General features: G+C 71.0%; 19 protein-coding genes. 9 read left to right on the top strand and 10 right to left on the bottom strand.

What is annotated here, in order from left to right:
- Positions 1 to 171 precede the first annotated feature (171 nt).
- On the bottom strand, positions 172 to 2,418 hold the full coding sequence (locus ABZ567_RS29715; protein WP_360795672.1) for a transglycosylase domain-containing protein: 2,247 nt from the start codon (positions 2,416 to 2,418) through the stop codon (positions 172 to 174).
- A gap of 416 nt (positions 2,419 to 2,834) precedes the next feature.
- Between ABZ567_RS29715 and ABZ567_RS29710 the strand changes: the two genes are divergently transcribed.
- Positions 2,835 to 3,179 carry a WhiB family transcriptional regulator gene (locus ABZ567_RS29710; RefSeq protein ID WP_046910200.1) on the top strand — a complete coding sequence of 115 codons (345 nt, stop codon included), beginning with the start codon at positions 2,835 to 2,837 and terminating at the stop codon, positions 3,177 to 3,179.
- A gap of 52 nt (positions 3,180 to 3,231) precedes the next feature.
- Here the strand turns inward: ABZ567_RS29710 and ABZ567_RS29705 are convergent, their stop codons facing one another.
- Complete coding sequence (locus ABZ567_RS29705) at positions 3,232 to 4,629, bottom strand: ArsA family ATPase (RefSeq protein ID WP_360795684.1); 1,398 nt, start codon at positions 4,627 to 4,629, stop codon at positions 3,232 to 3,234.
- Between the two features lie 209 nt (positions 4,630 to 4,838).
- Positions 4,839 to 5,801, bottom strand: coding sequence for an ArsA-related P-loop ATPase (locus ABZ567_RS29700; RefSeq protein ID WP_360795668.1), 963 nt, complete (start codon positions 5,799 to 5,801; stop codon positions 4,839 to 4,841).
- Between the two features lie 147 nt (positions 5,802 to 5,948).
- Between ABZ567_RS29700 and ABZ567_RS29695 the strand changes: the two genes are divergently transcribed.
- From ABZ567_RS29695 to ABZ567_RS29675, 5 genes are all read left to right on the top strand, one after another.
- Positions 5,949 to 6,107 (top strand): DUF4177 domain-containing protein, encoded by a 159-nt coding sequence (locus tag ABZ567_RS29695; RefSeq protein ID WP_015034547.1) that lies wholly within the window; start codon positions 5,949 to 5,951, stop codon positions 6,105 to 6,107.
- Positions 6,104 to 6,574, top strand: a complete 471-nt coding sequence (locus ABZ567_RS29690; protein WP_360795665.1) for a RidA family protein — start codon at positions 6,104 to 6,106, stop codon at positions 6,572 to 6,574. Before ABZ567_RS29695 ends, ABZ567_RS29690 begins: the two co-directional genes overlap by 4 nt.
- 177 nt (positions 6,575 to 6,751) lie before the next feature.
- The gene (locus ABZ567_RS29685; RefSeq protein WP_360795662.1) at positions 6,752 to 7,777 is read left to right on the top strand and encodes an NUDIX hydrolase; all 1,026 of its coding nucleotides are present in this window, start codon (positions 6,752 to 6,754) and stop codon (positions 7,775 to 7,777) included.
- Entirely contained in the window at positions 7,774 to 8,604 is an 831-nt protein-coding gene (locus ABZ567_RS29680) for an MBL fold metallo-hydrolase (RefSeq protein ID WP_360795659.1), read from the top strand. Before ABZ567_RS29685 ends, ABZ567_RS29680 begins: the two co-directional genes overlap by 4 nt.
- Positions 8,605 to 8,756: 152 nt before the next feature.
- Positions 8,757 to 9,641 (top strand): prohibitin family protein, encoded by an 885-nt coding sequence (locus ABZ567_RS29675; protein WP_360795656.1) that lies wholly within the window; start codon positions 8,757 to 8,759, stop codon positions 9,639 to 9,641.
- 128 nt (positions 9,642 to 9,769) lie between these two features.
- Here the strand turns inward: ABZ567_RS29675 and ABZ567_RS29670 are convergent, their stop codons facing one another.
- On the bottom strand, positions 9,770 to 10,444 hold the full coding sequence (locus tag ABZ567_RS29670; RefSeq protein ID WP_015034542.1) for a Crp/Fnr family transcriptional regulator: 675 nt from the start codon (positions 10,442 to 10,444) through the stop codon (positions 9,770 to 9,772).
- Between the two features lie 252 nt (positions 10,445 to 10,696).
- Between ABZ567_RS29670 and nth the strand changes: the two genes are divergently transcribed.
- From nth to ABZ567_RS29655, 3 genes are all read left to right on the top strand, one after another.
- Positions 10,697 to 11,521, top strand: a complete 825-nt coding sequence (nth, locus tag ABZ567_RS29665; RefSeq protein ID WP_360795653.1) for an endonuclease III — start codon at positions 10,697 to 10,699, stop codon at positions 11,519 to 11,521.
- Between the two features lie 81 nt (positions 11,522 to 11,602).
- Positions 11,603 to 12,358, top strand: coding sequence for a CoA pyrophosphatase (locus ABZ567_RS29660; RefSeq protein WP_360795650.1), 756 nt, complete (start codon positions 11,603 to 11,605; stop codon positions 12,356 to 12,358).
- A 47-nt stretch (positions 12,359 to 12,405) separates the two neighbouring features.
- On the top strand, positions 12,406 to 13,605 hold the full coding sequence (locus ABZ567_RS29655; RefSeq protein WP_360795647.1) for a MarP family serine protease: 1,200 nt from the start codon (positions 12,406 to 12,408) through the stop codon (positions 13,603 to 13,605).
- 21 nt (positions 13,606 to 13,626) lie between these two features.
- On the opposite strand, the gene ABZ567_RS29650 is transcribed toward ABZ567_RS29655, so the two are convergent.
- From ABZ567_RS29650 to ABZ567_RS29625, 6 genes are all read right to left on the bottom strand, one after another.
- Entirely contained in the window at positions 13,627 to 13,848 is a 222-nt protein-coding gene (locus ABZ567_RS29650; RefSeq protein ID WP_360795644.1) for a hypothetical protein, read from the bottom strand.
- 119 nt (positions 13,849 to 13,967) lie between these two features.
- Complete coding sequence (locus ABZ567_RS29645; protein ID WP_360795641.1) at positions 13,968 to 14,906, bottom strand: alpha/beta hydrolase; 939 nt, start codon at positions 14,904 to 14,906, stop codon at positions 13,968 to 13,970.
- Positions 14,903 to 15,400 carry a phage holin family protein gene (locus ABZ567_RS29640; RefSeq protein WP_360795638.1) on the bottom strand — a complete coding sequence of 166 codons (498 nt, stop codon included), beginning with the start codon at positions 15,398 to 15,400 and terminating at the stop codon, positions 14,903 to 14,905. The genes ABZ567_RS29645 and ABZ567_RS29640 overlap by 4 nt, the downstream gene beginning before the upstream one ends.
- Before the next feature lie 36 nt (positions 15,401 to 15,436).
- Positions 15,437 to 16,834: a Na+/H+ antiporter NhaA gene (gene nhaA / locus ABZ567_RS29635; RefSeq protein ID WP_360795635.1), complete on the bottom strand. Its 1,398-nt coding sequence runs from the start codon at positions 16,832 to 16,834 to the stop codon at positions 15,437 to 15,439.
- 275 nt (positions 16,835 to 17,109) lie between these two features.
- Positions 17,110 to 19,065 (bottom strand): acetate--CoA ligase, encoded by a 1,956-nt coding sequence (acs, locus tag ABZ567_RS29630; RefSeq protein WP_360795632.1) that lies wholly within the window; start codon positions 19,063 to 19,065, stop codon positions 17,110 to 17,112.
- Between the two features lie 204 nt (positions 19,066 to 19,269).
- The gene (locus ABZ567_RS29625; RefSeq protein ID WP_360795681.1) at positions 19,270 to 21,579 is read right to left on the bottom strand and encodes a bifunctional SulP family inorganic anion transporter/carbonic anhydrase; all 2,310 of its coding nucleotides are present in this window, start codon (positions 21,577 to 21,579) and stop codon (positions 19,270 to 19,272) included.
- Between the last annotated feature and the right edge of the window lie 334 nt (positions 21,580 to 21,913).

Raw genomic sequence — 21,913 nt, 5'->3', positions numbered from 1 at the left:
AGATGTCGGGACCATACGACTCGGGGCCGTAGGTGTCGGGGCGGTACGACTCGGCCGGGGAGGCGTCCGGGCCGTAGGTGTCCGGACCGTACGTGCCCACCTGGTGGGGCGCCCTCTCTCGTATCGGCACGTCACTCCGTGGCCGGGGCAGTCCGTGACCGCGTCAGTACGTCAGCGGTTTCCGCCGCGACCGTTCCCGTTTCCGTTCCCGCCGCCCAGCAGGTCCTCGGGGAGGGAGATCCCCGGGAACGGGTTGGCCGGGGGCTTGTTGTCGCCCGGCTTGCCGTCGTTCGGCTTGGCCGGCTTGTTCGGGCCTGCTCCGCCGTCTTCCTTGTCCTTGGGCTTCTCGGCCCGCGGTACGGAGATGGGGGCGAAGCGCGGGGTCTCGGAGGCGTCCAGGGCGCCCGTCATCGCGATCTTCCAGATGGGGCCGGGGAGGCAGCCGCCGCAGACCTTGTCGTAGACCTCGCCGCCGATGGTGATGTTGTACATCGACCGCTTCTCGCCGACGTCGTCACCGACCCAGACGGCGGTCGACAGGTTCGGGGTGTAGCCGACGAACCAGGCGTCCTTGCGGTCGTTGGTCGTACCGGTCTTGCCCGCGTTGTCGCGGTCGCTGAGTCCGGCCTTCGTACCCGTGCCGTCCTCGACGACGCCCTTCAGCATCTGGTTGATCAGGTCGGCCGTGCGCTCGCTCATCGCCCGCGTGCACTTGGTCTGCGGCACGTTCAGCTTGTCGCCGTTGGCGGCCTTGACGGACTCGATGGCGACCGGGGTGCAGTAGATGCCGCGGTTGGCGAAGGTCGAGTAGACGGCGGCCATGTCGAGCGGGGTGCTCTCCAGGCTGCCGAGGGTGGCGGACGGGCTCTGCTTGATGGGCTTGCCCAGCTCGCGCTCGTAGCCGACCCTCTTCGCCATCGTCAACGTCTCGCACAGGCCGGCCATCTGCTCCAGCTTGGCGAAGTACGTGTTGATGGACTTGCCGAGCGCGCTGGTCATGTCATAGGCGCCCTTCTCCGACTCGACCTCGTTGTTGACCTCCCAGTTCGCGTACCCGGCGGGCTTGCCGTCGCAGAGCCTGAAGTCGCTCTCCGGGAGGTTGATCTGGGCCGGGGTGTCGAAGCTCGTCGCCGGGCTGATGCCCTTCTCCAGGGCGGCCGCCGCCGTGATCGGCTTGAAGGTCGAGCCGACCTGGAAGCCGTACGTCGTGCCGCCCATCCTGCTGCCGACGGCGAGGTTGAGCGTGGTCTGGTGCTGCTTCTGGTCCAGGCCGTACGGGCGGGACTGGCCCATCGAGAGGATCTTGCCGGTCCGGGGCTGGACCTGCACCACCGACGCGGCGACCGGGTCGTCCTTGTGGATCTTCGCGACGGCGGCCTCGTTGGCCGCTGCCTGGGCGCGCGGGTCGAGCGTGGTCCTGACGGTGAGACCGCCCAGGTTCCACAGCTTCTGGCGCTCCTCGGCCGTCTTCCCGAAGACCGGGTCGGAGAGGATCGTCTTGCGGACGTAGTCGCAGAAGAAGCCGGCACCGTGAACGGCGGTGATGCAGCCGTTCTTCGGGGTCTTCACCTTCAGCTTGAGCGGTGCGGCCTTCGCCCTGTCCGCCTCGGCCTGGCTGACGTCCTTCACGTCGGCCATCCGCTGGAGGACCACGTTCCGGCGCTTGGTGGCTTCCTGGATGTCGTTGATCGGGTCGTAGCGGCTCGGTGACTGGACGAGACCGGCCATCATCGCCGCCTCGCCCAGGTCCAGGTCGGCGGCGTGCTTGGAGAAGTACCGCTGGGAGGCGGCCTCGATGCCGTAGGCCTGCTGCCCGAAGAAGGTGATGTTGAGGTAGTTCTCCAGGATCTTCTTCTTGCCCAGCTCCTCCTCGACCTGGATCGCGAACTTGAGCTCGCGTACCTTGCGGCCGATGGTCTGCTGGGTGGCCTGCGCGACCTTCTCGGGGTCGTCACCGGCCTCCTCGACGAAGACGTTCTTCACGTACTGCTGGGTGAGGGTGGACGCGCCCTGCGCGACCCCGCCTTCCTGCGCGTTGCGGTTGATCGCGCGCAGCACGCCCTTGAGGTCGATCGCCCCGTGCTCGTAGAAGCGTCCGTCCTCGATCGCGACGATCGCCTTCTGCATGTACGGGGAGACCTTCTCCAGCGGCACGACCTTGCGGTCCCGCGAGTACACCGTGGCGAGGAGTCCGCCCTCGGAGTCGAGGATCGTGGTGCGCTGACTCAGCGGCGGGGTCTTCAGATTGGAGGGGATCTCGTCGAACCCCTCGACCGTCCCCTTCGCGGCCAGTCCGAGTGCCCCCGCCGCGGGCAGGGCGATGCCTGCCAGCACGGCCCCGGAGAGCACACTGACACCGAGGAACTTGGCGGCCTGCTGGGTCCCGGTCAGACCACCGCCCGAGCGCTTCTTTGCCATGGGGGCAGCCTACGTTCTCAATCGCCGGACACACGTATATGCCTTGGCCTAAGCTGCTCCCAACTGTCACAGCAGTGTGGTCCCGCATCAAGACCCGGGTGTGACATCGGCATGAATTCCCGTGAACCCGAAACATGGGAATCTCCTGTCCGATTCCGGCTCATGCGTCACGTGGTGCCCGAAGTGGCCCCGCCGGAGAAGGGCATATCCGCGCGGTATGTCCGCTATCACACGCATGTCCTTCGATCACTCCCCTGGGTGATCTGACGCGCACGCATAGTCCGTTCGGGCCATCCAAGATTGGGCCCGAAGGGGGTGTTGCGCTGTGCCCACCTTCCGTAACGTCCCAACTGGCAGCGGTGAATATGCCGCTGCCGCCGTGGGGGAGCCTCGATTCGGGAGAGGACGGCGCCGGTATGGGCTGGGTAGCTGACTGGAGTGCGCAGGCGGCCTGCCGCACTACCGATCCGGATGAACTTTTCGTGCAGGGAGCGGCACAGAACAGGGCAAAGGCGGTGTGCACCGGATGCCCGGTGCGGACCGAGTGCCTCGCCGACGCCCTCGACAACCGCGTGGAGTTCGGCGTGTGGGGAGGCATGACGGAGCGCGAGCGCCGTGCCCTGCTGCGCCGCAGGCCGACCGTCACCTCGTGGCGGCGGCTCCTTGAGACCGCGCGCACGGAGTACGAGCGGGGAGCGGGCCTGCTGCCCGTGGCAATGGACGACGACGCCACGTACGAGACGTACGCCGCGGTGGGTTAGGGCCTCTCGCTCGGATCAGGCCGGGCTCATCCGGAGGTGGATCAGGCCGGGCTCATCCGGCCGAAAGACCCTGGACCCCGTCAGGCGACGGTCTTCGCCCGGCCGTGAGCCGGTCACCGATGGCCCGCAGCCCGGCGAGGTCGTGCACATCGCCGGGCAGGGCCGCCACTTCGGCCACCGCCACCTCGGGGTGGAGAGCGGTGAAGCGGTCACGCGTGCGCTGCTCACGCGTGAGCACCCGCATGCGCTCGGCGTGCAGGCGCAGAAGCCCCGCGGTGAGCCGGCGCACGTCCGGGTCGGCCGTGCGGTCGGCAGAGCTGTGGACGGCGCTGGGGATGACACTGTCGTCGAGACGGTGTGTGCTGCTCGCGTCGGTGCTCTCGTCCGTGCTGTCGTGCGGTGTGCCCCGGTCGGCTGTGGGGGCAGCCCCGGGTACGGGAGTTGCGGCGGCGGTGGCGAGGTCGGACGGCTCGGGCTCCTTGGTCAGGGAGCCACCTCGCTCAGTCTTCCCGCCCCCCTGATCCACAATTCGCGCCTCTTCAAGATTTTCCGCGGCGGCCCGCGCCCGCTCCGCCGACAGCCGGGAAGCCCCACTGCCGTGGACCCGGTTGAGGACGAGACCTGCCAGCGGCATCCTCTCGGCGGCCAGCCGCTCCACGAAGTACGCGGCCTCGCGCAGCGCGTCCCGCTCCGGCGTGGCCACGACGAGGAAAGCCGTGCCCGGGGCCTGCAACAGCTTGTACGTGGCGTCGGCGCGGGTCCGGAAACCGCCGAACATCGTGTCCATCGCCGCGACGAACGTCTGCACGTCCTGCAGGAACTGACCCCCGAGCAGCTTCCCGAGGGTCCCCGTCATCATCGACATGCCGACGCTGAGGAACTTCATCCCGGCCCGGCCGCCCACCTTCGCCGGCGCCATGAGCAGCTTGATGAACTTCCCGTCGAGGAACGACCCGAGCCGCTTCGGCGCGTCGAGGAAGTCCAGGGCCGACCGGGACGGCGGGGTGTCCACGACGATCAGGTCCCACTCGTCGCGCGCCCTGAGCTGGCCCAGCTTCTCCATCGCCATGTACTCCTGCGTACCGGCGAAGCCCGCGGACAGGGACTGGTAGAAGGGGTTGTCCAGGATGGCCCGCGCCCGCTCGGGATCCGCGTGCGCCTCGACGATCTCGTCGAAGGTCCGCTTCATGTCCAGCATCATGGCGTGCAGCCGACCGCCGTCGGACCCCTTGATCCCGGCGACCTCGCGCGGGGTGTTGTCGAGGGAGTCGATTCCCATCGACTGGGCGAGACGGCGGGCCGGGTCGATGGTGAGGACGACGACCCGCCGGCCGCGCTCCGCCGCCCGTACGCCGAGGGCGGCGGCCGTGGTCGTCTTGCCGACCCCACCGGCGCCGCAGCAGACGATGATGCGGGTGCCCCGGTCGTCGAGGAGCGGGTCGAGCTCCAGGGCCGGGACATCGAGGAGCGAATCGTGCTCCTGGGCCGGGACGTCGAGGAGCGGATCGCGCTCCTGGGCCGGGACGTCCGCCTCCACGGCTGGAACGTCGCGCTCCCGGGCCTGGTCGTCGCGCTCCCGGGCCTGGTCGTCCGGGATGTCGCGCTCCACCGCCGGAACCTTGTCGGGCTCGCTCTCGGTTGAGCCCGCGGCCTTCTCCGTCACGCGCCCACCCCTTGCTTCCGCAGTTCCTTCGCCAGCCGGTAGAGCCCGGCGATGTCCGCCCCGTCCCCCAGGAAGGGGAGCTCGTACGAGGGGACGCCGATGCCGTCGAGGACGGCGCGCTGCGTCCGCTCCAGCTCCACCCGCCGGGCGTGCTCGGCCGCCTGGTCGAGGAGCGGCTCGACGAGCCTCGTGCCACCCGTGACGCCGGCGGAGACCAGGGTCCTGGCGATCGCGTCCCGGTGGTCGCCGGAGGCGGCCCGTACCGCCGCCTCGTCGAGGACGTGCGGCCGGACCATGTTCACCACGACCCGCCCCACCGGCAGGTCGGCCGCGCGCAGCTCCGCGATGCCGTCCGCGGTCTCCTGGACCGGCATCTCCTCCAGGAGGGTCACCAGATGGACCGCCGTCTCCGGGGACTTGAGGACCCGCATGACGGCCTGCGCCTGGTTGTGTATGGGCCCGATCCTCGCCAGGCCCGCCACCTCGTCGTTGACGTTGAGGAAGCGGGTGATGCGGCCGGTGGGCGGCGCGTCCATGACGACGTGGTCGTACGTGTGGCCGCCGTGCTTCTCGCGCCGCCGGACCGCTTCGCACGCCTTGCCGGTCAGCAGGACGTCCCGTACGCCCGGCGCTATCGTCGTCGCGAAGTCGATCGCGCCGAGCTTCTTCAGGGCCCGCCCCGCGCTGCCCAGTTTGTAGAACATCTGGAGGTAGTCGAGGAGCGCGCGCTCGGCGTCGATCGCCAGCGCGTACACCTCCCCGCCGCCCGGGGCGACGGCGATCTTGCGCTCCTCGTACGGAAGGGTCTCCGTCTCGAAGAGCTGTGCGATGCCCTGTCTGCCTTCGACCTCGACGAGGAGGGTCCGCTTGCCCTCCGTCGCGAGGGCGAGGGCGAGGGCGGCGGCGACCGTCGTCTTACCGGTACCGCCCTTGCCGCTGACGACCTGAAGCCTGCTCACGTTGTCGAGCCTAACCACTGGCGTCGGCGCCCAATCAGGTGGCCGCCCCGGAGAAGCTCCCTAGGGGGTGCCTCGGGGGGTGCGCCGGCGGGAGCTTCGGGGGCCGCCTCTGAAGGCTGCCCGGCGCCAGCGGATACAGTCGGGCCCATGACCAAGTGGGAGTACGTCACGGTGCCGCTTCTGGTGCACGCGACCAAGCAGATTCTGGACACCTGGGGCGAGGACGGCTGGGAGCTCGTCCAGGTCGTGCCCGGGCCGAACAACCCCGAGCAGCTCGTGGCCTACCTGAAGCGGGCCAAGTCGTGAGCGGGACCGTCGAGGCGAAGCTCGCCGAGCTGGGCCTGACCCTGCCGGCGGTCGTGCCGCCGCTGGCCGCCTACCAGCCGGCCGTGCAGTCCGGCGTGTACGTCTACACCTCGGGCCAGCTCCCGATCGTGGACGGCAAGCTCCAGTTGACCGGCAAGGTCGGCGGCGAGGTCACCGCGGAGGAGGCCAAGAAGCTCGCGGCCACCTGCGCGCTGAACGCGCTCGCGGCCGTGAAGTCGGTCGCCGGTGACCTGGACCGGATCAAGCGGGTCGTGAAGGTCGTCGGATTCGTCGCCTCCGCTCCCGACTTCACCGGGCAGCCCGGCGTCGTCAACGGCGCCAGCGAGCTGCTCGGCGCGGTCCTCGGCGACAAGGGCGTGCACGCGCGCAGCGCCGTCGGCGTGACCGTGCTGCCGCTCGACGCCCCGGTCGAGGTCGAGGTCCAGGTGGAGCTGGTCGAGGCCTGACCTCGTCCCGTAGAGCTGTCGTCGTACGTGAAGAGCCGGTTCCCTCCGCGTGAGGGGGCCGGCTCCCGCGCGTTCCCGGCCGCACGCGCGGACCTCGGCGTGGAGGCCGGCTCCCGCGCGCTGCCCTCCCCGTGAAGGGCTCTCGTGCAATCCGGTGCTTGCGCATAGCATCCGCCCATGTCCAATGGTCAGCCGAAGCAGCCGAGTGATCAGCCGGAGCAACCGGAGCAACCGGAGCAACCGGAGAAGCCGGGTCCGGCGGAGCCGTCGGTTCGGCCCGAGCGGTCGGTTCGGCCCGAGCCGTCGGTTCGGCCCGAGCCGTCGGTCCGGCCCGCGCGGTCGAACGGTCAGTGGTACCCGCCCGAGTGGCCCGACCGCATCCGTGCCCTCGCCGCCGGTGAACTCACCCCGGTGACCCCCCGGCGCGCCGCGACCGTCATGCTCCTGCGGGACGGGGCCGCGGGGCCCGATGTCCACATGCTGCGCCGCCGTACCTCCATGGCCTTCGCGGGCGGCGCGTACGCCTACCCCGGCGGCGGTGTCGACCCCCGCGACGAGCACCCGGTGCGCTGGGCGGGGCCCGCACGGGAGACCTGGGCGGCCCGGCTCGGCCTCGACGACCCCGCGCAGGCCCAGGCCGTGGTCTGCGCCGCCGTACGGGAGACGTACGAGGAGGCGGGCGTCCTGCTCGCGGGGGAGACCCCGGACACCGTGGTGGGTGACACGACCGGTGCGGAGTGGGAGCGGGACCGGGAGGCGCTGGTCGCCCGGGAGCTGTCCTTCGCCGACTTCCTGGACCGGCGCGGCCTCGTGCTCCGCTCCGACCTGCTCGGCGCGTGGGCGCGCTGGATCACGCCGGAGTTCGAGCAGCGCCGGTACGACACCTGGTTCTTCGTGGCCGCGCTCCCTGCCGGGCAGCGCACCCGGAACGCCTCCACGGAGGCCGATCGCACCGTCTGGATCCGTCCGGCGGACGCCGCCGCCGGCTACGACCGGGGTGAGCTGACGATGATGCCGCCGACGATCTCGACCCTGCGCGCCCTGGAGCCGTACGACACGGCGGCCGAGGCCCTCGCGGCGGCGGAGGCGCAGGATCTGACCCCGGTGCTCGCCCGGGCGCGCCTGGAGGGCGAGGAGCTGGTCCTGAGCTGGCCGGGGCACGAGGAGTTCACGAAGATCGTCCCGGTGGGTGGTGAGCGGTGAGCGACGCCGCCGCCCTGCCGGGGCAGCCGCGCGGACTCGTGGCCTCCGGGCCCGCGACGGACCGCGCCGTGAACGTCCTCGCGCCGAACCCGTCCGCGATGACCCTCGACGGCACCAACACCTGGCTCCTGTCCGAGCCCGGTTCCGACCTGGCCGTCGTCGTGGATCCGGGCCCGCTCGACGAGACCCATCTGCGCCGGGTGATCGACACGGCCGAGAAGCTCGGCAAGCGGATCGCGCTCACCCTGCTGACCCACGGCCACTGGGACCACGCGGAGGGCGCAGGCCGTTTCGCCGCACTGACGGGGACGGCCGTACGGGCCCTCGACCCGGCGCTGCGCCTGGGCGACGAGGGCCTCGGCGCGGGGGACGTGGTGACGGTCGGCGGTCTTGAGCTGCGGGTGGTCCCGACGCCCGGCCACACCTCGGACTCGCTCTCCTTCCACCTGCCCGCCGACCGCGCGGTGCTCACGGGGGACACGATCCTGGGGCGCGGGACGACGATGGTGGCGCATCCGGACGGCCGGCTCGGCGACTACCTGGACTCGTTGCGGCGGCTCCGCTCGCTCACGGTCGACGACGGGGTGCGCACGGTCCTGCCGGGGCACGGGCCGGTCCTGGAGGACGCGCAGGGGGCCGTGGAGTTCTATCTGGCACACCGGGCGGGCCGGCTCGCGCAGGTCGAGGCGGCGGTCGGGAGCGGTCACCGGACGGCTGCGGAGGTCGTCGCCCATGTGTACGCGGACGTGGACCGCTCGCTGTGGCCGGCGGCCGAGCTGTCCGTACGGGCCCAGCTGGAGTACCTCCGGGAGCGGGGGCCGAAGTAGGCGGGGGCCCGCTCCGGGACGTGGTGCTCCCGTCGGTCCGGTGCGGGCGGACGTCACGATCCTGTCCCGAGGCGGACCCCGGCCCTGTGGCGTTCTTGACCCGTGTTTTACGCTCCGCTTACTTCTGGCCGTAGCTTTCGGGGGGAACGCCCGTGTTCGTCATCGCCATCCTGCTGCTCATCGCCGCAGTGGTGCTCTACTTCGTCGCCCGCTCGAACGACTCGACGGGGCTGAAGCTCGGCGCCGTCGGCGCCGCGGTCGCCGGCCTCTTCTCGCTGGTCTTCAGCATGACGTACGTGATCAGCGCGTACGAGGTCGGTGTGCCGGTCGCCTTCGGCAAGGTCGGCTCGCCCATGACCTCGGGCATGCACGTGAAGTCGCCCTTCACCGACGTCACGACCTTCTCCACCCGCCCCGTCGACCTCAACCTCTCCGACAAGGACGTCGTCGAGGTCCGCTCCTTGCAGGGCGGCGTCATGTACGTCGAGGTCACGGTCAAGTGGGCCGTCGTCCCGTCCAAGTCCGTCGAGCTGTACAAGCTCGCCGGCAGCGAGGACGCCATCCAGCAGCGGCTCGTCTACCCCGACAGCCGCGAGATCGTCCGTAACGTCTTCGCCCGCTACACGAGCGAGCAGGGCTACGCCACCGACCGCGAGAAGATCAACGCCGAGATCGGCGTCCTGATCAAGGAGCGTCTCGTCCCGCGCGGCATCGACGTGACCACGGTCAACCTGCGCAACGTGAAGCCCTCGGACGCCCTCCAGGGTCAGATCGACCGCAAGATCCAGCAGCAGCAGGCCACCGAGCGTGCCCTTGAGGCCGCCCGCACCGCCAAGGCCGAGTCCGACCGTCGTCGGATCGAGGCGGAGGGCATCGCCCGCGCCAACAAGATCCTCAACGAGTCGCTGACGGACAAGGTCCTGACGAACCAGTGCATCGACGCGTTCAAGGAGGCCGCGGCGAAGAACCCGATCTACACCGTGCCCTGTGCGAACGGCGCCTCGACCCCGGTGATCGTGGACGGTTCGAAGCGCTGACCTCCGGTCCGTCCGTACGGACGCGGAAGGCCGCCCCGGTCCGATGACCGGGGCGGCCTTTTCCGTACGTGCGCGGGCACGTCCGCCGGTACGTGCGCGGGCACGTAAACCGGCACCTACGCGCGTGCCTACCGCGAGCGCTTCGCGAGGCGCTCCACGTCCAGCAGGATCACGGCGCGGGCCTCCAGGCGCAGCCAGCCGCGCTGGGCGAAGTCGGCGAGGGCCTTGTTGACCGTCTCGCGGGAGGCGCCGACCAGCTGGGCCAGCTCCTCCTGGGTGAGGTCGTGGACGACGTGGATGCCCTCCTCCGACTGCACGCCGAAGCGGCGCGACAGGTCGAGGAGCGCACGGGCGACACGGCCCGGCACGTCGGAGAAGACCAGGTCGGACATCTGGTCGTTGGTCTTGCGCAGGCGGCGGGCGACGGCGCGCAGCAGCGCGGTGGCCACCTCCGGGCGGGCGTTCAGCCAGGGCTGGAGGTCGCCGTGGCCGAGGCCGAGCAGCTTGACCTCGGTCAGGGCGGTGGCGGTGGCGGTGCGCGGGCCCGGGTCGAACAGCGAAAGCTCTCCGATGAGCTCGCCGGGGCCGAGGACGGCCAGCATGTTCTCGCGGCCGTCGGGGGAGGTGCGGTGCAGCTTCACCTTGCCCTCGGTGACCACGTACAGGCGGTCGCCGGGGTCGCCCTCGTGGAAGAGCGCGTCGCCACGGGCGAGCGTCGCCTCACTCATCGAGGCGCGCAGCTCGGCTGCCTGCTCGTCATCGAGCGCCGCGAAGAGCGGGGCGCGCCGCAGAACGTCGTCCACGAGTTCTCTCCATACTGTCGACCGGCTCAGGAACCTCGTCCCATGATGCCGGACGTGCAAACAGTGCGATCAATCACAACAAGTTTGACGTACCGAGTCGCCCGTCCGTACGTCAGGGCCCCGATTGGGGGCTGATCGGCCATGCCCGGGGCAGATGTCGGTGGCGGCCCCTAGGCTGGTCGGGTGTCCAACTCGCGGGTGACAGTGCAGGCCAAGGGGGCTGGAAGAGTGTCGGCCGAAGGGAATTCCGCCGTGGGCGAACACGATGTGTCGAAACGGGCAAAAGGCGTAAATCGGAAGCCAGTGAAGCCCGAGTCGCGGCTCGCGATGGTGCGGAGAGCACGCAAGATCAACCGTGAGCTGGCGGAGGTCTACCCGTACGCCCATCCGGAGCTCGACTTCCGCAGCCCCTTCGAGCTGCTCGTCGCCACGGTCCTCTCGGCGCAGACCACCGACCTGCGGGTCAACCAGACCACCCCCGCCCTGTTCGCGAAGTACCCCACGCCCGAGGACCTCGCCGCCGCCGTCCCCGAGGAGGTCGAGGAGCTCATCCGCCCCACCGGCTTCTTCCGCGCCAAGACCAAGTCGATCATGGGCCTTGCCGCCGCCCTCAGGGACGACTTCGGAGGTGAGGTCCCCGGCCGCCTCGACGACCTCGTCAAGCTCCCCGGCGTCGGCCGCAAGACCGCCTTCGTCGTCCTGGGCAACGCCTTCGGGGTCCCCGGCATCACCGTGGACACCCACTTCATGCGGCTCGCCCGGCGCTGGAAGTGGACCGAGCAGGAGGATCCGGTGAAGATCGAGGCCGAGATCGCCGAGATCTTCCCGAAGAGCGAGTGGACGATGCTCTCGCACCGGGTGATCTTCCACGGCCGCCGCATCTGCCACGCCCGCAAGCCGGCCTGCGGCGCCTGCCCCATCACCCACCTCTGCCCCTCGTACGGCGAGGGCGAGACCGACCCCGAGAAGGCGAGGAAGCTGCTCAAGTACGAGAAGGGCGGTTTCCCCGGCCAGCGGCTCAACCCGCCGCCCGGCTACCCAGGCCTCCCCGCGCCCCCGCTGGGTGCCGGTGACTGAGCCCCGCCCCGAGCCCGCCCCCGGGAGAAACCGGGGGAACGAACCCGTCCATCGATGGCGTTGTGAAACACGGGGGTGCCAATGACGCGCACTGACGAAGAGCTCCACGACGAGGACGTCCACGACGGACGGGTCCACGGCGCGAACGCCGCCGCCCCGCTGCCCGGGACCGGTGGGCTGCTCAGCCGGGACGGGCTGCCCGACTGGCTCGGGCCCGTCGACCGGGCCGCCCGCACGGTCGCGCCCGAGCAGCTGAGCCGCTTCCTGCCGCCCGCGAGCGGCGCGGGACGCCAGTCCGCCGTCCTCGTCCTCTTCGGTGAGGGACAGCGCGGCCCCGAGCTGCTGCTGATGGAGCGGGCCGGAAGCCTGCGCTCGCACGCCGGCCAGCCCTCCTTTCCCGGTGGCGCCCTCGACCCCGAGGACGGCACGCCGGCGGACGGCGGGCTCCTGCGGGCCGCCCTGCGCGAGGCCCAGGAGGAGACCGGGCTCGACCCGGCGGGCGTCCAGATCTTCGGCGTACTGCCCCAGCTCTACATCCCGGTCAGCGGCTTCGTCGTCACCCCCGTCCTCGGCTGGTGGCGCTCCCCGAGCCCGGTCGGAGTCGTGGACCCGGGAGAGACCGCCCGGGTCTTCACCGTCCCCGTGGCGGATCTCACGGACCCCGCGAACCGCGTGACGGCGGTCCACCCGAGCGGCCACCAGGGCCCCGCGTTCCTGGTCGCGTCCGCTCTGGTCTGGGGTTTCACGGCCGGTGTGATCGACCGGCTGCTGCACTTCTCCGGCTGGGAGCGCCCCTGGGACCGGGCCAAGCAGGTCCCGCTCGACTGGCGGTCATGACAGGCTGAACCCCGGCGACCGCAATCGAATCTGCGAGGCATTAGACGGTGAACGTGCTGGACATCTTGTTGCTGCTCGCCGCCGTGTGGTTCGCGATCATCGGTTACCGCCAGGGATTCGTGGTCGGCATCCTGTCGGTGATCGGCTTCCTCGGCGGCGGTCTCGCCGCCGTCCTGCTGCTTCCGGTCATCTGGAACCAGCTGACCGACCACAGCGAGGTCTCGACCACGGCGACGGTCGTCTTCGTCATGATCGTCATCGTCTGCGCCTCGGTCGGCCAGGCCTTCACCACCCACCTCGGCAACAAGCTGCGGGGCCATATCGTCTGGTCCCCCGCGCGCGCCCTCGACGCCACGGGCGGCGCCCTGGTCAACGTCGTCGCGATGCTGCTCGTGGCCTGGCTGCTGGGATCCCTGCTCGCCGAGACCTCCATGCCCACCGTGGGCAAGGAGGTGCGGACCTCCAAGGTCCTGCGCGGAGTGGACCTGGTGATACCGGATCAGACGTCCCGCTGGTTCGACGACTTCAGCTCCACCCTGGCCCGCAGCGGCTTCCCCCCGGTCTTCGACTCCTTCGCCAGCGAGCCGATCACCCCGGTCCTGCCGCCCGATCCGGCGCTCGCCGACAGCCCCGTCGCCGCCCGCGCCCAGCGCTCCATCGTCAAGGTCGTCGGCACCGCGCAGAGCTGCGGCAAGGTCCTCGAAGGCACCGGTTTCGTCTTCGCCGACCGCCGGATCATGACCAACGCCCACGTCGTGGGCGGAGTCGACGAGCCGACCGTCCAGATCGGCGGCGAGGGCAAGCTCTACGACGCCAAGGTCGTCCTCTACGACTGGCAGCGTGACATCGCCGTCCTGGACGTGCCGGACCTCAAGGCCCCGCCGCTCGTCTTCACCGAAGAGGACGCCAGGAGCGGCGACGGCGCGATCGTCGCCGGATTCCCGGAGAACGGCTCGTACGACGTGCGCTCCGCCCGCGTCCGGGGCCGTATCAACGCCGACGGACCCGACATCTACCGCCGGGGTGATGTGCGCAGGGACGTGTACTCGCTGTACGCGACGGTCCGCCAGGGCAATTCCGGCGGCCCGCTCCTCACCGAGGACGGCAAGGTGTACGGCGTGATCTTCGCCCGCTCACTCGACGACACGAACACCGGCTACGCGCTGACGGTCGACGAGATCCGCGAGGACATCGAGCGCGGCCGGACCGCCGGCCAGCAGGTCGACACCCAGGCCTGCGCCCTGTGATCCAGTCCCCGCGGGCCCCTCTCAGGGGGTGAGGCGGGGGTGCCGGAGGCGGGCCGAGACCCAGCGGGCCCGGCGACGCAGAATGAGCGAGATGCCCACCTCCTGCATGCCTGACATCCCTACCTCCTGCACGGCGTGCGAGCCGCCGGAGTCCGGCGGGCCACCCCCCTCGCGGGGGCCCGGCCCAGCGGCCGAGCGGCGGTTGCGTGCTGTCGTGTCAGCGTAGTCGTGCGTCCAGCCCATACTCCGACGTGTGCCCGTGGCCCAAGGTCGGTAACCACCTGGGGGGCCGCCAATCGGAGTATGCGCGAGGCACATGGCCGTTCGGGGAATGTCTGTACGCCCCCGGAACGGAGGGACCGTCAGCGGTCGGGCTCGGGGTCCTTCAGCCAGTTGACGAGCTCCGTCGAGAAGGCCACCGGGTCCTCCTCGTGCGGGAAGTGACCGAGACCGTCGAACAGCCGCCAGCGGTACGGCGCTTCCACGTACTCGCCCGATCCCGCAGCGCTCCGGGTCCGCATCACCGGGTCCAGGGAGCCGTGCAGATGAAGCGTCGGCACCCGCACCGGGCGCTTCATCCGCCGGTTGAACTGGACGCCGTCCGGGCGCGCGAGGGAGCGGACCATCCAGCGGTACGGCTCGATCGAGCAGTGCGCCGTCGACGGGACCAGCATCGCCCGCCGGTACACCTCGACGGCCTCGTCGTCCGATGCGGGCCGGGGCTGCGGCCCCGACCAGTCCCGGATCAGCTCCCCGACGCGTGCGGCGTCGTCCGCGACGAGCTGACGCTCCGGCAGCCACGGCCGCTGGAAGCCCCACACGTGCGAGCCGGCCCGCGACTGGGCGAAGTCGGAGAGCATCGCCGAGCGCCAGCGGCGCGGATGCGGCATCGAGGAGACCACGAGCCGGCGCACCAGCTTGGGCCGCATCACGGCCGCCGTCCAGGCCAGGTACCCGCCGAGGTCGTGCCCGACGAGCGCCGCGTCCGGCTCGCCGAGGGAGCGGATGACACCGGTGATGTCGAGGGCGAGGTTGGCGGGATCGTACCCCCTGGGCGTGCGGTCGCTGCCGCCGACGCCGCGCAGGTCCATCGCGACGGCCCGGAATCCGGCCTCCGCGAGGACGGGCAGCTGATGGCGCCAGGTCCACCAGAACTGCGGAAAGCCGTGCAGGAGCAGCACCAGCGGGCCGTCGCCCATCTCGGCGATGTGGAAGCGGGCGCCGTTGGCCGCGACGTCGCGATGGGTCCACGGCCCGTCGAGCCGTACGGGCCCGCCGTTGCTGCTCTCGGGGAGGGTCATACGGACGAGCGTGCCACAGCGGAGGGCCTGCCCAGCGCCTTGTCGAGCGCCTTGTCGTACTCGGGGCGCGGGTGCGGCTTGACGTTCTGCATGATCGCGGCCGTCTGCTTGGCGGACGCGATGCTCTTCTCCGGCGGCTTGACCTTCTTGAACTTGGCGACGGCGATCGCCCCGAGGAGGCTCGCGACCAGCACGTTGAAGGCGAAGGACAGCAGGAAGCACCAGACGAGGTTCCAGCCCCCGTGGCCGTTGTGCCCGCCGGTCCAGGTGTTGATGGCGTATGCGAGGGCGAAGCTCAGCATCGGCAGCGAGAACAGCAGCACCACGAGGGCGCCGGTTCCCAGGATGCTGCCGAGCGCTCCGCGCTTGACGTCCTGTCGCAGTTCGGCCTTGGCCAGGGCGATCTCATCGTGCACCAGCGCGGACATCTCGGCTGTCGCCGAGGCGACCAGCTGGCCGAGGCTGCGCTCGGTTCCGTCGAACGGGTCGCTCATCGGTGCTCCCTCTTGTCTTCTGCGGTCCGACTCAGATCATGCCGGACGGTCGCCCTCGTCGCGCGGTGCCCCCGCCGCTCGGGCGAGGTCCCGGTGCTCGGCGGCCTTCCGCTCGTGGATGGCGGCCATGCGGAGGTGGTACTCCGGGTCGCCCTCCTCGTAGATGTCGGGGATGCCGTCCTCGTCCTCGTCGCGGTTCTCCGCATCGTAGATGGCCTGGTACCTGCGGACCCGCAGCTTCAGCAGGACGGAGGCGAGGACGGCCGCGATCAGGGATCCGACGAGGACGGCCGCCTTGACCTCGTCGGTGAGGGCGGCGTCCCCCACGAAGGCGAGTTCGCCGATGAGGAGCGAGACGGTGAAGCCGATGCCGGCGAGGGAGGCGACGGCGAACACGTCGGGCCAGGCCAGGTCCGGGTTGAGTTCCGCCTTGGTGAAGCGGGCGGCGAGCCAGGTGCCGCCGAAGATGCCGAGGGCCTTGCCGACGACGAGGCCGAGGACCACGCCGAGGGTGACCGGCTGGGTGAAGACGTCGTGGATCGCGCTGCCGGAGACGCTCACGCCGGCCGAGAAGAGCGCGAACAGGGGGACGGCGAGGCCGGCCGAGAGCGGGCGTACGAGGTGCTCGATGTGCTCGCCGGGGGAGTGCCGCTCTCCGTCGCGGGTGGTGCAGCGCAGCATCAGGCCCATCGCCACGCCGGCCACGGTGGCGTGGACGCCGCTGTTGTACATCAGGGCCCAGACGACCAGGGCGAGCGGCACGTACACGTACCAGCCGCGCACGCCCTTGCGGAGCAGCAGCCAGAAGAGGACGAGTCCGGCGAAGGCGCCGCCGAGCGCGGCGAAGTTCAGGTCGCTGGTGAAGAAGATCGCGATGATCAGGATCGCGAAGAGGTCGTCGACGACGGCGAGGGTGAGCAGGAAGGCGCGCAGCGCGGACGGCAGGGAGGTGCCGATGACGGCGAGGACGGCGAGGGCGAAGGCGATGTCGGTGGCGGTGGGGACGGCCCAGCCGTCCATCCGGCCGCCGCCGACGGCGTTGACCAGGACGTAGACGAGGGCGGGCGCGGCCATGCCGCAGAGCGCGGCGATGACGGGGAGCGCGGCGGCCCTGGGGTCGCGCAGCTCGCCCGCGACGAGCTCGCGCTTGAGCTCGATGCCGGCGACGAAGAAGAAGATCGCGAGGAGGCCGTCGGCCGCCCAGTGCTGGATCGACAGGTCGAGCCCGAGGGCGGCCGGGCCGAGGTGGAAGTCCCTGACGGACTCGTAGCTGCTGCTGACCGGGGTGTTGGCCCAGACGAGGGCGGCGACGGCGGCGACGAGGAGCAGTACGCCGCCGACGGTCTCGGTGCGCAGGGCTTCGGTGAGGTAGCGCCGCTCTGGCAGGGGGAGACGGCCGAGGAACTTACGGTCGGTCGGTGAGGGCGGGGCCACGGGCGGATCCTCCGGTCGGGTGGGCAGCGTGAAGCACATTGCCGACCAGACTTCCCGGCGCACCTGGGTCTTCCTGTCGCGTCACTGACGCGATTCTTACTCTATCCATAGAGCGCGTGGACCCGTCGAGCGTGTGTGCCCATGGGGCGTGGGTGGCGTCCGGCGAGATTCACTCTAGAAACTAATGTCCGTTTCGTCCCGTCGGGGAGCGTGGAACGGGGGCGCCCGCCCCCACTGGCTCGGGGCGGGCGTTCGCGTCGTACGGGCGCCGGGGCTCAGTCCTCGCTGGAGGCGGCCGGCAGCTGGGTCTGGATGAGCGACATGACCGAGGAGTCGGTCAGCGTGGTGACGTCACCGAGCTCCCGGTTCTCGGCGACGTCGCGCAGCAGACGGCGCATGATCTTGCCGGAGCGGGTCTTCGGCAGCTCCGCCACCGGCAGGACCCGCTTGGGCTTGGCGATCGGGCCGAGGGTCGCGCCGACGTGGTTGCGCAGCTCGGCGACCAGGCCGGCGTCCTCGCTCGCGCTGCCGCGCAGGATGACGAAGGCGACGATGGCCTGGCCGGTGGTCTCGTCGGCGGCCCCGACGACGGCCGCCTCGGCCACCGACGGGTGGGAGACGAGGGCCGACTCGACCTCGGTGGTCGAGATGTTGTGCCCGGAGACCAGCATGACGTCGTCGACCCGGCCGAGCAGCCAGATGTCGCCGTCCTCGTCCTTCTTGGCGCCGTCACCGGCGAAGTACCTGCCCTCGAAGCGGGACCAGTACGTGTCGATGTAGCGCTGGTCGTCGCCCCAGATGGTGCGGAGCATCGACGGCCACGGCTCGGTGAGGACCAGGTAACCGCCGCCCCCGTTCGGCACCTCGTTGGCCTCGTCGTCGACGACGGTCGCGGCGATGCCGGGCAGCGGGCGCTGGGCGGAGCCCGGCTTGGTCTCGGTGACTCCCGGCAGCGGCGAGATCATCATCGCGCCGGTCTCGGTCTGCCACCAGGTGTCCACGATCGGGGTCCTGCCGGCGCCGATGTGCTCGCGGTACCAGACCCACGCCTCGGGGTTGATCGGCTCGCCGACCGAGCCGAGGACGCGGAGGCTGGACAGGTCGAACTTGGCGGGGATGTCGTCTCCCCACTTCATGAACGTGCGGATCGCGGTCGGCGCCGTGTAGAGGATCGTGACGCCGTACTTCTGCACGATCTCCCAGAACCGGCCCTGGTGCGGGGTGTCCGGGGTGCCCTCGTACATGACCTGCGTCGCGCCGTTGGCCAGCGGGCCGTAGACGATGTACGAGTGCCCGGTGACCCAGCCGATGTCGGCGGTGCACCAGTAGACGTCGGTCTCGGGCTTCAGGTCGAAGACGGCGTGATGGGTGTACGCGGCCTGGGTGAGGTAGCCGCCGGAGGTGTGCAGGATGCCCTTCGGCTTCCCCGTGGTGCCCGAGGTGTAGAGGATGAAGAGCGGGTGCTCCGCCTCGAAGGCCTCCGGTGTGTGCTCGGCGGACTGGCGGGCGACGATGTCGTCCCACCACACGTCGCGGCCCTCGGTGAAGGCGGTGTCCTGGCCCGTGCGGCGGACCACGAGGACGTGCTCGACCTGCGGGCACTTGGCGACGGCCTCGTCGATGGCGGGCTTCAGCGCGCTCGGCTTGCCCCGGCGGTAGCCGCCGTCGGCGGTGACCACCAGCTTGGCGTCGGCGTCCTGGATACGGGAGGCCACGGCGTCGGCCGAGAAGCCGCCGAAGACCACCGAGTGGGCGGCGCCGACGCGGGCGCAGGCCAGCATCGTGACGGCGGCCTCGGGGATCATCGGCAGGTAGACCGCGACCCGGTCGCCCTTGCGGACACCCAGCTCCGTCAGGGCGTTGGCGGCCCTGGAGACCTCGTCCTTGAGCTCGGCGTAGGTGATGGTGCGGCTGTCGCCCGGCTCGCCCTCGAAGTGGATGGCGACCCGGTCGCCGTGGCCGGCCTCGACGTGCCGGTCGACGCAGTTGTACGCCACGTTCAGCTCGCCGTCCGCGAACCACTTGGCGAACGGCGGGTTCGACCAGTCGAGGGTCTCGGTCGGCTCGGTGGCCCAGGTCAGACGCTTGGCCTGCTCGGCCCAGAAGCCCAGCCTGTCCGCCTTGGCCTGCTCGTACGCCTCCGCCGTCACGTTGGCGTGCGCGGCCAGCTCGGCGGGCGGCGAAAATCGACGCTCTTCCCGAAGCAGATTGGCCAGGCTTTCGTTGCTCACGACATCTCCCTTTCCCAGGGCGTCCTCTGTGCGTATGTGTCCCGCGTCCTAGCTCATCAGTCAGATGCCCGGGTGACAAGAGTCTCCGGACAATTGGTTTAGACCTGTGGGCGATGGGGGGGCGGGGCCCCTTCGTCCCGGGCGGTGTTCCCGAGCGGTGGGAGAAGGGGCCACACAGTCTCACGGACGGCGGAGGCGGAAGGTTCAGGACGCGCGGGCCGGCTCCCGCGGTCCCGTCGGCATGACCTGGGTGAACACGTCGTCGTAGCTGTGCACCTCGTCCGCCCCGGCCAGCAGGTACGCCTGCGCCTCGCCCACGTGGAAGTACATGCCGTGCAGCGTGAGCGTGCCCTCCGCGAGCCGCCGCGCCACCGGCTCGTACGCCCGCAGGTGCTCCAGCTGCTGGACCACGTTGGTCAGGCAGAGCTGCTCGACCGCGTCCGCCGGGAGCCGCCCGGAGATCCGGGCCCAGGCGTGTCTCCGGCTCGCCATCCGCTCCAGGCTGGGCCGACCGTGACGCAGCCAGCGGCGGAGCGGGGTCGGCGGGTCGTCGGGACCGCCGCTCAGAAGGGCCTGCATCGCGCCGCAGCCGGAGTGGCCGCAGACGGTGATCGAATCGACCCGCAGCACCTCCACCGCGTACTCGATCGCCGCCGCCACCGAGTCGTCACCGCTCTCCTCACCGGGGAGCGGGACGAGATTGCCCACGTTGCGCACGGTGAACAGGTCACCGGGGCCGCTCGACGTGATCATGCTGGTGACCAGGCGGGAGTCCGCGCAGGTCAGGAAGAGCTGCGAGGGACGCTGGCCCTCCCGGGCGAGCCGTGCGAGCTCGTCCCGTACCAGCGGGGCCGTGTTCCGCTGGAACTTGCCGATGCCGCTCGCCAGATGCAACCCGGGCGAACGCCGGGACTCGGCGGCCTCCGTGGCCTCTGGGGCCTCGTCGGGCCCGGCGGTCCGCTCGGCCGGCTGCTCCCCGCACTGGTGGTTGTGCCACGGCGTCCAGGGACGGCAGCAGGCGTGCGCGGCGGAGGCCGAGGCGGTGACGGCGGTGGGCGTCGGATCGGTGATCCGGACACCGGAGGGGCCCGTCATCTCGACCGTACCGCCGTGGGCGATGTGCCCCGCCGACCAGTCGCTCAGCGTCTCGTACGCCGCGTGGTCCATGAAGGAGCCGTCCAGCTCGACCACCACGTCGGAACCGTGGGGCAGCTGGTGCAGGGCGCGGCTCAGCCGGGGAACGGCGAGGAACGTCAACTGGCCCCGCACGTGCAGCAGGTGGAGCCCGTCCCGCTCCTCGCGGGTGATCCGGGTGCGGGCCAGCCGGTGCAGGGAGACCGAGATGGCCACGGCGATGCCGAGGGCGACGCCCTCCAGGATGCCCACGAGGACCACACCGGACAGCGTCACCACGTAGACGACGACCTCGCGGTGTCGGGTGACCGTACGGATGTGGGTGATGCTGACCATCTGGATGCCGACCACCATGACCAGGGCGGCGAGCGCGGGCAGGGGGATCAGGTCGATCACCGGGACGAGCAGCAGGGCCGCGAGCACGATCCACAGGCCGTGCAGCATCGTGGAGGCGCGGCTCACCGCACCCGCCGACACGTTGGCGACGCTGCGGACCGCGACCCCGGCGACCGGCAGTCCGCCGAGCGCCCCCGAGACCATGTTCGCCGCGCCCTGACCGGCGAGCTCGCGGTCGAGGACGGAACGCGGCACGCCCCGGCCGCCGTCCGGGCGGGCGGCGACCAGCTTGTCCACCGCGGCGGCGGAGAGCAGCGACTGCACGCTCGTGACCAGGGTGATCGTCAGCACCGCGGCCGCGATGCCGAGCACCGGCCCCTCGGGCATCCCGGGCAGCGCGTGGCTGCTCCAGGACGGCAGGTCGACCCGGGGCACGGCGAGCCCGGCCAACGTCGCCACCGCCGTCGCCCCGGCCACCCCGACGAGCGCGGCCGGCACCTTCCGTACGAGCTGCCCGGCGCGGCCCGGCAGCCGGGGCCAGCACAGCAGCACGGCCACCGTGAGGGCGCTGATGGCGAGCCCCGCCCCGTGGATGTCGGCCAACTGGGCCGGCAGGCCGAGCACGTTGTCGACGGCGGAGCTCTGCGGGGTCCCGCCGAGCACGATGTGGAGCTGGGCTAGCGCGATGGTCGCGCCGATGCCGGCCACCATGCCGTGCACGATCGCGGGCGACACGGCGAGCGCCGAGCGGGCCACCCGGAGCGCGGAGAGGCCGAGTTGGGCCAGACCGGCGAGCACGGTGATGGCGCAGGTGGTGCGCCAGCCGTAGAGCTGGATGATCTCGGCCGTCACGACGGTGAGGCCGGCTGCGGGTCCGCTCACCTGGAGCGGGGAGCCGCCGAAGCGGCCGGCCACCAGACCGCCGACGGCGGCGGCGACGAGACCGGACTGGAGCGGGGCTCCGGTGGCGAGCGCGATGCCGAGCGAGAGGGGCAGCGCGATCAGGAAGACGGCGACCGAGGCGGAGAGGTCGGCGCCGGCGATACGGAAGCGGCGGGGCCCCTCCGGCGGGCTGTGGGGCCGCTGGACTCGGGGCCGGGTGGTGGTGCGGGCGGGGGGTGCAGAGGGTCATTCCCGTCTCCTCCGGGGCAGCGCGGTCGCGGTTCGTGCGAGGACGAACATGGGGGCTCGCGGCCGTGGGTCACGGCGTGCAGCGGCGGGATCCGAGCGGGGTCCCCGCCTGGACGAGGATCAACGCTCGGTAAATGGATCGTAATGGAGAGTAAAGTCTCCGGCATTATTTTCGGGGCAAACAGGGCAATGATTCACCGATTCCGGTGAAGGGCGAACGCTTTGCCGCTTGTCGTTTCATCTTTCC

The sequence above is a fragment of the Streptomyces sp. NPDC016459 genome (genome assembly GCF_040632845.1).
Taxonomy (GTDB): Bacteria; Actinomycetota; Actinomycetes; order Streptomycetales; family Streptomycetaceae; genus Streptomyces.
Note: the sequence above shows the minus strand (reverse complement) of the source record. Positions and strands in the feature narration are given on the sequence as shown.

Bases quoted from the DNA above. Each gene is read 5' to 3' on its own strand.
- ABZ567_RS29695 (WP_015034547.1), top strand. From the start codon at position 5,949: ATGACCAAGTGGGAGTACGTCACGGTGCCGCTTCTGGTGCACGCGACC.
- ABZ567_RS29715 (WP_360795672.1), bottom strand. From the start codon at position 2,418: ATGGCAAAGAAGCGCTCGGGCGGTGGTCTGACCGGGACCCAGCAGGCC.
- ABZ567_RS29640 (WP_360795638.1), bottom strand. From the start codon at position 15,400: ATGAGCGACCCGTTCGACGGAACCGAGCGCAGCCTCGGCCAGCTGGTC.
- ABZ567_RS29650 (WP_360795644.1), bottom strand. From the start codon at position 13,848: ATGGGCTGGACGCACGACTACGCTGACACGACAGCACGCAACCGCCGC.
- ABZ567_RS29685 (WP_360795662.1), top strand. From the start codon at position 6,752: ATGTCCAATGGTCAGCCGAAGCAGCCGAGTGATCAGCCGGAGCAACCG.
- ABZ567_RS29645 (WP_360795641.1), bottom strand. From the start codon at position 14,906: ATGACCCTCCCCGAGAGCAGCAACGGCGGGCCCGTACGGCTCGACGGG.
- ABZ567_RS29660 (WP_360795650.1), top strand. From the start codon at position 11,603: ATGACGCGCACTGACGAAGAGCTCCACGACGAGGACGTCCACGACGGA.
- ABZ567_RS29710 (WP_046910200.1), top strand. From the start codon at position 2,835: ATGGGCTGGGTAGCTGACTGGAGTGCGCAGGCGGCCTGCCGCACTACC.